General features: G+C 34.3%; 14 protein-coding genes. All 14 read left to right on the forward strand.

The window, feature by feature from the left end; all coding sequences use genetic code 11:
* Window positions 1–14 precede the first annotated feature (14 nt).
* The 14 genes from pssD (at window position 15) to DWZ40_RS07625 (ending at window position 10849) form a co-directional block, all read left to right on the forward strand.
* Complete coding sequence (gene pssD / locus DWZ40_RS07565) at window positions 15–488, forward strand: PssD/Cps14F family polysaccharide biosynthesis glycosyltransferase (protein ID WP_118542453.1); 474 nt, start codon at window positions 15–17, stop codon at window positions 486–488.
* A complete protein-coding gene (pssE, locus tag DWZ40_RS07570; RefSeq protein ID WP_118542291.1) occupies window positions 489–980 on the forward strand; it encodes a PssE/Cps14G family polysaccharide biosynthesis glycosyltransferase in 492 nt (163 codons plus the stop codon).
* A 1-nt stretch (window position 981) separates the two neighbouring features.
* Window positions 982–1881, forward strand: coding sequence for an ATP-grasp fold amidoligase family protein (locus DWZ40_RS07575; protein WP_118542293.1), 900 nt, complete (start codon window positions 982–984; stop codon window positions 1879–1881).
* A 63-nt stretch (window positions 1882–1944) separates the two neighbouring features.
* Window positions 1945–2226: a hypothetical protein gene (locus DWZ40_RS20010; RefSeq protein ID WP_243035260.1), complete on the forward strand. Its 282-nt coding sequence runs from the start codon at window positions 1945–1947 to the stop codon at window positions 2224–2226.
* Window positions 2227–2243: 17 nt separating this feature from the next.
* The gene (locus DWZ40_RS07580) at window positions 2244–3422 is read left to right on the forward strand and encodes a Na+/H+ antiporter NhaC family protein (RefSeq protein WP_243035261.1); all 1179 of its coding nucleotides are present in this window, start codon (window positions 2244–2246) and stop codon (window positions 3420–3422) included.
* Between the two features lie 47 nt (window positions 3423–3469).
* Entirely contained in the window at window positions 3470–4531 is a 1062-nt protein-coding gene (locus tag DWZ40_RS07585; RefSeq protein WP_118542295.1) for a glycosyltransferase family 4 protein, read from the forward strand.
* Window positions 4531–4842: a hypothetical protein gene (locus DWZ40_RS07590; RefSeq protein ID WP_118542297.1), complete on the forward strand. Its 312-nt coding sequence runs from the start codon at window positions 4531–4533 to the stop codon at window positions 4840–4842. The genes DWZ40_RS07585 and DWZ40_RS07590 overlap by 1 nt, the downstream gene beginning before the upstream one ends.
* On the forward strand, window positions 4820–4951 hold the full coding sequence (locus tag DWZ40_RS07595; RefSeq protein WP_207664494.1) for a hypothetical protein: 132 nt from the start codon (window positions 4820–4822) through the stop codon (window positions 4949–4951). Before DWZ40_RS07590 ends, DWZ40_RS07595 begins: the two co-directional genes overlap by 23 nt.
* Window positions 4944–5867 (forward strand): capsular polysaccharide synthesis protein, encoded by a 924-nt coding sequence (locus DWZ40_RS07600; protein WP_118542301.1) that lies wholly within the window; start codon window positions 4944–4946, stop codon window positions 5865–5867. The genes DWZ40_RS07595 and DWZ40_RS07600 overlap by 8 nt, the downstream gene beginning before the upstream one ends.
* Window positions 5864–7087, forward strand: coding sequence for a hypothetical protein (locus tag DWZ40_RS07605; protein ID WP_118542303.1), 1224 nt, complete (start codon window positions 5864–5866; stop codon window positions 7085–7087). The genes DWZ40_RS07600 and DWZ40_RS07605 overlap by 4 nt, the downstream gene beginning before the upstream one ends.
* On the forward strand, window positions 7074–8474 hold the full coding sequence (locus tag DWZ40_RS07610; protein ID WP_118542305.1) for an oligosaccharide flippase family protein: 1401 nt from the start codon (window positions 7074–7076) through the stop codon (window positions 8472–8474). The genes DWZ40_RS07605 and DWZ40_RS07610 overlap by 14 nt, the downstream gene beginning before the upstream one ends.
* Before the next feature lie 245 nt (window positions 8475–8719).
* Complete coding sequence (locus DWZ40_RS07615; RefSeq protein ID WP_118542307.1) at window positions 8720–9574, forward strand: LicD family protein; 855 nt, start codon at window positions 8720–8722, stop codon at window positions 9572–9574.
* A gap of 54 nt (window positions 9575–9628) precedes the next feature.
* Window positions 9629–10348 carry an IspD/TarI family cytidylyltransferase gene (locus DWZ40_RS07620; RefSeq protein ID WP_118542309.1) on the forward strand — a complete coding sequence of 240 codons (720 nt, stop codon included), beginning with the start codon at window positions 9629–9631 and terminating at the stop codon, window positions 10346–10348.
* 3 nt (window positions 10349–10351) lie between these two features.
* The gene (locus DWZ40_RS07625) at window positions 10352–10849 is read left to right on the forward strand and encodes an RpiB/LacA/LacB family sugar-phosphate isomerase (RefSeq protein WP_118542311.1); all 498 of its coding nucleotides are present in this window, start codon (window positions 10352–10354) and stop codon (window positions 10847–10849) included.
* Window positions 10850–10851: the final 2 nt, after the last annotated feature.

Here is a 10851-nt window from a genome sequence, read left to right on the forward strand (position 1 = left end):
GGGTTAGCAGAGAGATGAATGATACGAGAAAAATCAAGATATGTTTTGCGGCTTCATCGGGCGGACATTATGAGCAGTTGATGATGTTAAAGCCTTTGATGGAAAAATACGATAGTTTTGTTATAACGGAAAAAACGGATTACAGCGCAAAGGAAAAAGGCGAGAAAACATATTATATGAATCAAGTAAATCGCCGAGAAAAAGATTTTATCTGGCAGATGGTGATAAATACATTGAAATCTATTGACATTTATAGGAAAGAAAAGCCAGATGTAGTTATTTGTACGGGTGTTTTGGCGATGATTCCCATTTGCCTTATTGCGAAACTTATGGGGAAAAAGCTCATTTACATAGAATCATTTGCAAAGGTGACTTCTCCTACTGAAACAGGGAAGCTACTTTATAAGTTTGCCGATCAATTCTATGTGCAGTGGAAACCGATGCTGAAGTTCTATCCTAAAGCTATATATTTAGGAGGAATCTATTAAATGGCAGAGAAAATTTTTATAACATTGGGCTCTCAGAAATTTCAATTCAATAGATTGCTTATAGCTGTGGATAAACTGTGCGAAAAAAAGATTGTTTGCGGAGAAGATGTATTTGCACAGATTGGGTACAGCGACTATGTTCCTAAGAATTATAGCTACAATAATTTTCTGGACAGAGAAGAATTTAGCGTGGAAATGGGTAAGGCAGATATAGTGATTACTCATGGTGGAACAGGTGCTATTATTGGCGCAGTAAAAAAAGGAAAGAAAGTCATTGCTGTTCCACGTCTTGCAAAATATGGAGAACACGTTGACGATCACCAGTTGCAGTTGATTAAACAATTTGATGATTTGAATTTGATTTGCCCGTGCAGAGATACAGATGAATTGGCAGAGGCAATAGAAACAGTAAAATATACAAGATATGCGGCATACGAATCCAATACAACCACTATCGTAAATAGCATAGAAAAATACATAAAGGAACTTTGATATGAATAAAGAAAAGATTATGACTTTTGTAAAAAAAAGTCTAAGGTTTTTGCCGGATAAGGTGTATATAAAATTATACTATCGGCTAAGAGTTGGTAGAAAATTGAATATGGGCAATCCGGAAACTTTGAATGAAAAACTTCAGTGGTTAAAGTTTAATTACAGATTTCCATTGCAGTCAATTGTGTCAGATAAATTATTAGTTCGAGATTATGTAAAAGAAAAAATAGGAGAGAAATATTTAATTTCGTTGTTGGGAAGCTGGAAAGAATACAGTGACATTGATTTCTCTGCACTTCCAAATCAATTTGTCTTAAAGTGTAATCATGATTCAGGAGGATTGGTTGTTTGTACAGATAAAGAAAAGTTGAATCATGAAGAAGCAAAAAAGAAAATCGAAAAATCATTAAGAAGCAATTTCTTTTATATTGGTCGTGAATATCAATATAGAAATATTAAGCCTATGATTATTTGCGAGAAATTTATTTCGGATAATGGAAAAGTTCCAATGGATTATAAAATCTATTGTTTCAACGGAAAACCGGATGTCATACTCGTTTGCAGAGATAGATTTAGCAAGAATACTCATCGAGCCTCATATCTGTTTTTTGATCAGAAGTGGAATTTTCAGCCATTAGATAAGGGCGATGAAAATTTGCAGGATGTGAATATTCCAAAACCAGAAAACTTGGATGAAATGATTGAGATTGCCAAAAAGTTATCGGAAGATTTTGTGTTTGCAAGAATTGATTTGTATAACATTAAAGGCAAGATTTACTTTGGAGAGATCACTCTGTCCCCTAATTCGGGATTCGATCCGGATATCAAATATGAAACAGACCTAATGTTTGGTCAAAAACTTGAAATTCCATATTGGAATGACATAAATCGAGCAATATAAATTAGCGTGAAAATTTGAAAAAGATATAAATGCTTATCTGAGGGAAGGCAAGAGGGAAAGTGTATGGAAGCAAGTTTTTGGGCATTGATACCGCCGATTCTGGCTATTACCATTAGCCTGATAACAAAAGAAGTTAATTTATCTTTGGTTATTGGAATTATTGTCGGATGTGGTGTTTACTGCCGATTTAATCCATTTATCACAGTGACGACGATGTTCGATATAATGAGCAGCAAAGTCTACAGCAATATGGGCGTTTTGTTTTTTATCGTCTTATTGGGCATGATTGTTCGTTTAATGAATATGTCGGGAGCAACTCATGAGTATGCAAAGTGGGCTAGCTAAAAACGAGAAAACAGTCAATGCTTGCGACAATGGCACTTGGAATCATTATTTTTGTGGATGATTACTTTAATTGTCTTACGGTTGGAACGGTAATGCGCCCAATTACTGATAAAAATAAGGTTTCCGGAGAAAAGCTGGCATATATTATTGATTCGACCGCTGCGCCTATTTGCATCATTGCTCCGATTTCTTCTTGGGCGGCTGCGGTGAGTTCGTCATTGCCGGATGGATCAACTATTGATGGCTTTCAATTATTTATGAAAACCATTCTTTGCAATTATTATTCATGGTTCTCATTGGGCATGATATTGCTGACTCTTCTTTTTTCTGCTGATTTTGGAAAAATGAGAGAATTTGAGAAGAAAGCAGTTAATGGAGAGTTGAATATTGCGGTTGATAAGGAAACCAATACCAAAAGACGTGGAAAGGTTCTTGATTTGATACTTCTGGTAGTGTTTTTAATTGCATTCTCTATTCTTTCTATGCTGTATACAGGAGGATTATTTGAAGGAGCTTCCATAGGAGATGCCTTTGCAAACTGTGATGCGATTTTAGGATTGGCTATGGGTGCTGCATATTCAGTGATTTTTGTTGCACTTTTGTACCTGTCAAGAAAGATTATAACGCCGAAAGAATTTTTAGACGGACTTGTTCAAGGTTTTATCAACATGGTTCCTGCAACATTGATTTTGACGTTTGCATGGACATTGAGTGGCATTTGTGGAACAGATTATTTGAATGCCGGAGGATTTGTCGCATCAGTAGTTGAAAAATATAGCATTTCGCTGAATTTGATGCCAGCAATTTTCTTTGTGGTTGCACTCTTGCTTGCGTTCTCGACGGGGACATCTTGGGGAACATTTGCCATTTTACTTCCTATTACAGTATCCGTATTCGGCAATCAACTGTTGCCATTAACTGCTATCACGACGGCGGCAGTTCTCGGTGGTTCTGTATGTGGTGACCATATCAGTCCGATATCTGATACTACGATTTTGAGTTCGACTGGTGCAGGATGCAGTCATATCAATCATGTATCCACGCAGATGCAGTATGGTATTGTTACAGCAGTCATTTCTACGATTAGCTATATTGTGAGCGGCTATACGGAAAATGTACTTATGGGATTTATTGTTGGTGTATTATTGCTGATTGCTTTTATTGGATGTGTGAAACGATATTATAAGAATAAATAATACTAGATAAATCTAAGGGGATTGAAGAAGAAAGATGGAGAATTAAAATGGTGAAAGTTTTAGTGGTTGGGCCGAGTCCGACAAGATCAAAGGGCGGAATGGCAACTGTTATTGAGGAAATCGCAAAAGATAAGACGTTAAATGTTAAATTTGACATAGATATATACGAATCGTATGTTGATGGGAATAAATTGAGCGTTTTGCTTTTTTCGGTGCTTTCCTTTATCAAGTTCTACTTCACGAAAAGAAATTATGATGTTTACCATATACACGCTGCTTCATATGGCAGCACATTTAGAAAAGGATGGTATGTTCATGCCGCGAAGAAGTGGGGAAAAAAAGTAATTTTACATATTCACGGTGCTGAATATATGCTCTTTTATGAAAAAAGCAATCAAAAAGATAAGATTGCTTCAATATTGAAAGAAGCGGATAAGGTTATTGCGTTGTCTGCCGATTGGAAAAAGAAGTTTGACGAAACATTTGGACTTAAAAACTGTGTTGTTCTTGAAAATGGTATAGATACTGAGAGATTGAAACCTGCTATAACGAGTGTCAAACAGCATCCACATACTTTTGTATCGCTTGGGCGACTTGGAGAAAGAAAAGGAACGTATGACCTCATAAAAGCAATAGAACGATCTAAGGTTCAAATACCGGATATTAAATGTTATTTGGCTGGCGATGGGGATATTGGCAGATGTAAGCAGATTGTTGAGGAAAAAAATCTCAAGAGCAATATTATTATTGTAGGATGGGCTGATTTTGATAGGAAATTAGAGCTACTTAAAAAATCTAGTGTATTAGTGCTCCCGTCTTATAATGAAGGACTTCCGATGGCAATTTTGGAAGGTATGGCTTGTGGGAAGGCTATTATAAGCACAACGGTCGGCGCAATTCCAGAAGTTGTAAAAGAAGAAAATGGAATTTTAATAGAGCCAGGAGATGTTGAAAAGCTTTCAGAAGCTTTAAGGAGATATTGTATGAATCAAGAGAGAGTAGAAAAAATAGGAAAAAATAATATTGCGCTTATTCATACAAAATACAGCATGGACGCGATGCATCAGAAATTGGAAAAAATATACGCGGATACTATGGGAGAAAAATAATGGATTTGAATATTGACAAAGTGTTGCTTTGGGGAAGAAAAAGCAAACATAAAATATGTAAGAAATTGATTTATTGGTTTTGTAAACATTATTTTTGTTGCGATATCCATCCAACAGACAAAATCTCACCAACGGTCGAATTTGCACATAATGGATTAGGCGTAGTTGTTAATGAAGATGCTGTTATTGGTGACAATGTGCTTATACAACATCATGTGACAATTGGTACAAATGGAAAAGGTGTCCCTAAAATCGGGGGGGGTCAGAATTGGAGCCTATGCCATAATTTTGGGAAATATCGAGATTGGTGAAAACGTCGTAATTGGTGCAGGAGCTGTTGTAACAAAATCTGTTCCGGCAAATGCAACGGTTGTTGGAAATCCGGCGCATATAATAAAAACAGGGGATAAACATGATTAATGAATTAGATGGAGGCATAAAAGGAGCAGTAGAACGTGCATTGAAATACGGTAATTTGCAATATAAGATACCGTGTGCTTTGTTCGATAAAATGGGTTACTCAAACCATGAACTGCAGGATTTGGAAGTTAGAAACAGGGTGTACTGTTATTTAAAGAAACACTACTCTATTTTTTTGGCTAACAGTAATTATGAAGAAAAGGATAGCGGCAAAACAACAAATAAGGTGTGGATTTGCTGGTTACAAGGAATTGAAAATGCACCTGATATCGTAAAGGTGTGCTATCAATCAATAAAAAAATGGATGCCGGATAAGGAAATTTGTGTTTTGAATCAAAACACTTTGTTTGAGTATGTCCAATTGCCAGATTATGTTATAAGCAAATGGAAAAGTGGAACAATCAGCAATACACTTTTTTCGGACTTTGTAAGACTGAGTGTTCTGACAAGATTTGGTGGTATATGGCTTGATGCAACTGTCTTTATGACAGGTGAGTTGCCTCAGTATATTTCTGATTCAAACTTTTTCGTGTACAAATCAAATGAATATGATGTTACAAAAGTGGGCGAAAGTTGGTTTATAAAGGCAAATGCTCACAATAGAATATTGCAAACTACATTGGATTTGATGAATGAATACTGGCGTAAAGAAGATAAAATCAGAGATTATTTCATTATGTTCATTTTCATGAAGATGGCAAGTGAAAAATATCCATTGGACATGAAAGATATGTATAAGGTACCAGCAGCTATTCCGATTATGATGCAAAAGTATCTTAGTATAGAATACGATGAGAGGATGTTTGAGAGTATTTGTAAAATAAGCAGTATTCATAAACTGACATATAAAATTGAAAGGGCAAATAAAAAAAGCCTATATGGGTGGCTATTAAAGCTTCTGTTGGAGGAAGTATGAAAAGAGAAAAACGTCTTTTAGTATCACCGATTGGTATGTTTATTACAATATCAATCATTGTAATGATATTTCAATATAATGTTTCACAGATATTTTCGGTAGTTAATTATTATGATGAAATATTTACGATAATTGTTTTTTTGATTTATGTCACTAGGAAACCCCAAATAAATGTAAATCAATTACGTGTTCTCGCTCTTATAGTCGGAACAGTACTTGTAGGATTAATTGGAAATTTGTTGTTTTCATTTCAGAGGCTTCCAATTGCAATTGCGGGAGATATATTAAGCGTAATTAAAGTGCCTATTGTTCTGCTATCCATAATGTACGGAATGAAGCAGCGAGAAATACAGTACACAGTGTCGAATTTGTGTGCTATTTTTAGAATATATATATGTATAGCTGCTATAACAGCTGTGTATGCTTATGCTAGTGCTGATAGTATTTTCTTTGCAAGTAAACGATTTGGAATTAGCGCATATAAATTTGTCTCTCAAAATGCAGGAATATTTGGATATGTTTTAATGGGTATGCTATCGGTATTGACACTTAATAAGAATCCTAAAAAGGGAGATAATATAATCAAAATTTTATCATTAATAATGATAGTCTTGACAACAAAAGGACCACAACTGGTTTTTGTGGCACTGTATATTTTCTTTCATCTATTTAGGCTCGGAAAACTTCGTTGGTATCATATTGCTGTGGTAGGGATAATCGCTGTTTTGCTTAGCGGTTATCAAATTCAACATTATATAAAACCGACAGAGGCAAGATATGCTTTGGCAATTGGAAGTCAAAAAATAGCAAGAGATTATTTCCCTATTGGAACAGGGTTTGCAACCTTTGGAAGTGAAATGTCAAAAGCATACAATTATAGTCAAGTTTATATATTATATGGATTAAGTCTAATTAGAGGACTTAATAAAGAATATACAGCTTATGTTACAGATAACTATTGGCCTATGATTATTGGGCAGTTTGGGGTTATTATTGCATTGTTCTTTTTGATGTACTATTTTGATCTGTTTAAAAAAATTAACAAGCATACGAAACGAGCGATAAAGCAAAGACAGATATTTTTAGCAATGTTCATAACCTTTATGTTTGGAAGTCTTGGTTCTGCATATTTGACTGCAGTAGAAGGTGTAATAGATTTTGTATATATTGGTATGTTCTTGAATATAAAAAATGGTGAAATTGGCAATGCAGAAATATAAATATTTAATAAAAAACATTGGACTTTTGACAATTAGTAAATTTGGATCAAAGATTTTAAATTTTATATTGATTCCATTGTACACAAATTTGCTTTCAACGATGGAGTATGGCACATATGATATTTATTCGACCACAATATCTCTGATGATTCCGATTTTGACGATTCAAATCGTTGATGGTGTGGTTAGATTTTCACTAGATGAGTCAAATGATAAAGCTGCTGTTTTTTCTATAGGTCTAAAAAGGGTTTTGATTTCATGTGGTATAGTTGCGATAATAGTTGCATTTAATACGAATTTAAGAATAATAGAGATTTTAGCAGAATACCCGTTGTGCTTGATTTTGATGTACTCTTCGGAAATTTTATATTCATTATTTTCACAATTCAGTAGAGGTATTGAAAGAATAAATGATTTGGCTATCGCAGGTATTATGAACTCTGCCACTATGCTTTGTCTGAACATTTTGTTTCTTGCAAAATTCAAAATGGGACTGGAAGGATATTTTTATGCAAATATAGTTGCATATATCGTGCCGACAATATTTATATTGATAAGAATTAAAGCGTGGACGTATATTCGCTTAAATACAAAGAAATCACTGTCTGAAGAAATGAATACATATAGTAAGCCTATGGTATTTAACAATCTGGCATGGTGGGTTAATAATGCATCAGATAGGTATATTGTTACATGGCTGTGTGGTGCAGCTGAAAATGGAATTTATTCGATTTCATATAAGATTCCGTCGCTTTTGAATGTTTTTCAAGAAATATTTAGCCAAGCATGGACCTTGTCTGCAGTAAAAGAATACGATGTTAATAATTCTGATTTCTATACCACAGTGTATGAAATATATAATTTTGCGATGGTTTTGACATGCTCTTGCTTGATTGTTGTAGATAAGCTAATAGCGAAAATTTTATTTTCACGAGAATTTTATACAGCGTGGATGTATGCCCCATTTTTGATGATATCAGTTTTATTTGGCTCGCTATCAGGTTTGATTGGAGGAATTTTTTCGGCAGCAAAAAAATCAGATGTTTTTGCAAAAACTACAATTTTTGGCGCAAGCGTAAATACAGCATTTAATATTGTGCTAGTGTATTTTATGGGACCAATGGGGGCTGCGATTGCAACGTTAATATCATATATCTTGGTGTGGGCTGCAAGAATTTATGAGGCAAATAAAATTGTCAAACTTTCCATAAATCTAAGGTGCGATATAATTGCTTATTGTCTGCTTTTAGTTCAGGTAATGGCTTTGTTTGCTAATGTACATTTACTATGGCAAGGTTTGGGGCTTCTAATGCCACTTTTAATGATTTTGTTAATATACAATAAGCTTATTAAAAAAATTGTGCAGAGATTGGTAAGAAAAAATTAAGATAATGAAAGTGCTGTCAGATTTAGAGCAAACATCTTATAGTGAGTATCGTTTTTCCAGAGACTATTTTCTGCGATAATAGTCTCACACTATACAGAGTCAATAAGCCTTGTTGTCAGATATTTGATGCAGAATGGAATGTTTGGTCTTTGTGTTTTTGATATATGCACTTTATTTACAAAAGATATCAAGTATTTTTAGTATGGATGTAAGAAATTGATCTAGGTAAAGTGAGGCTAGTTAATATGAAAAATAATTTAGAAAAAACTACAATAGAGTTAACAATACAGCAACTAAAACAACTTAGACTTATCGAATTAGATATTATGGACGAGATTGATAGAATCTGCAAAAACAACAATATTAAATACTCATTATCTGGTGGGACTCTTTTGGGAGCAGTTAGACATGGTGGATTTATTCCATGGGATGATGATATAGATATTATGATGATGCGCAACGATTATGATCGCTTCTGTAGGATTGCAAGCGAAAGCGACTCATCACATTTTTGCCTAGTTAATGCTTATAACGATAAGTATTTTGGACATACATTTTCAAAAATGATGGCAAAAGATACGTTTATGGAAGAAATGGTAACGTCATCAACACAAACACCAAAAGGTGTATTTGTTGATATTTTTCCTATTGATTATGCCAATTCATCCGAAAAACGAAATATTGATTCATTCAAAAAAATGAGAAGAATATCGCGAAATTTGTTATGTAGAGGAAATTATTATTTTGGTCAGTCAGGAATACGTTTGCTTTTATATCGTATTAATGGTGTTTTACTGCGTTTAATACCAAAAAGTTTTTTCCTCGAAAAAATGGATGCAATAGTAGAAAACAGAGATCCTAATCCAAAGGTTTTGTCGTTGTCAGGCACCTATAATTATGAGAAAGAAATTCATGATACATCGATTTTTAATGAATATCAATATATAGCTTTTGAGGATAGAAAATATATGGCAATAAAACAAGCCGATATGTTTCTCACAGATGCATATGGTGATTATATGAAATTGCCACCAAAAGAAAAGCAGATTCCTCATCATTTTGTTGTTGGAATAGATTTAGAACAATATTGGAGAAAATGATTGTTGATTTCAAGCAATATATTTAATTAGGTAGATAAAGGAGTAAAAATTATTATGAAAAACATAGCTTTAGTTATTGCCGGAGGTGTTGGTGCAAGAACTCACCAAGATATACCAAAACAGTTTATTAATGTAAAGGATGTGCCTGTAATTGTTTATACATTACAGGCCTTTCAGAATCATCCACAAATTGATGTAATCGAAGTTGTCTGCCTTGAGGGTTGGCATGATGTCTTATGGGCTTATGCAAAACAGTTTGGATTGTCGAAACTTGAAAATGTTGTTAATGGTGGAGAAACTGGTCAAGATTCTATCAGAAATGGATTGCGTGATATTGCAATGCGTTATCATGACGATGACGATATTGTATTAATACATGATTCAATTCGGCCTATGGTAAGCGCAGAGGTGATTTCAGATAATATCAGAGTCTGTAGAACATACGGAAACGCTACAACTGTAGTTCCATGTACATCAGTTATGTTGACTACAGATGATTCAGTTGTTTCCGAAGGACAAATCCCACGTGATAACTTAAAAATCACACAGACCCCTCAAGCTTTCTTCTTGAATGAGCTTATAGAAGTTCACAAAAAAGCAATTACTATGGATTTGCTTCCTTCTATCGCTTCCTGTGCTTTGTATATTGAGATGGGCAAAAAAGTATATTTGTCAATGGGTTCAGAAAAGAATATTAAAATCACAACATCCGAAGATATTGAGATATTCCAGTCTCTCCTTGAATCGAAAAGACCAGAGTGGTTAAAGAGGTAAGCTATGAAGATCGCAATTGGAAATGACCGTAACGGTATTGTCTATAAAAATAAATTGATTGAACACTTATCTGCACTTGGTTATGAAGTGTTTAATTGTGGTACTGATGAGGATTTTCCTGCTGATTATCCTGTACATGGCGAAAGAGTAGGAAGACTTGTTGCAAGTGGGGAGTGCGATAGAGGAGTAGTAATTTGTGCGACTGGAGTAGGTATCTGTATTTCTGCTAATAAAGTTAAAGGTGTAAGAGCGGGGATGGGCTACACAGATGATGTAGCTAGATTAATGAGAGTACATAATGACGCAAACGTTATTGCTTTTGGTCAAGATTTTATGAGTTATGAAGATGTAGAGAAGAGAGTGGATATTTTTTTAACAACTGAATTTGCAGGAAGCTATCACTGTACTAGAATTCAGCAGATAAAGGACATTGAAAACAACAAAGCTATTTCGCAAACCCCAATAATAAATAAAAACAATAAGCATACGAAGGGACAATAAAA

This window comes from Clostridium sp. AF32-12BH, assembly GCF_003477935.1.
Taxonomy (GTDB): domain Bacteria; phylum Bacillota; class Clostridia; order Lachnospirales; family Lachnospiraceae; genus Brotaphodocola.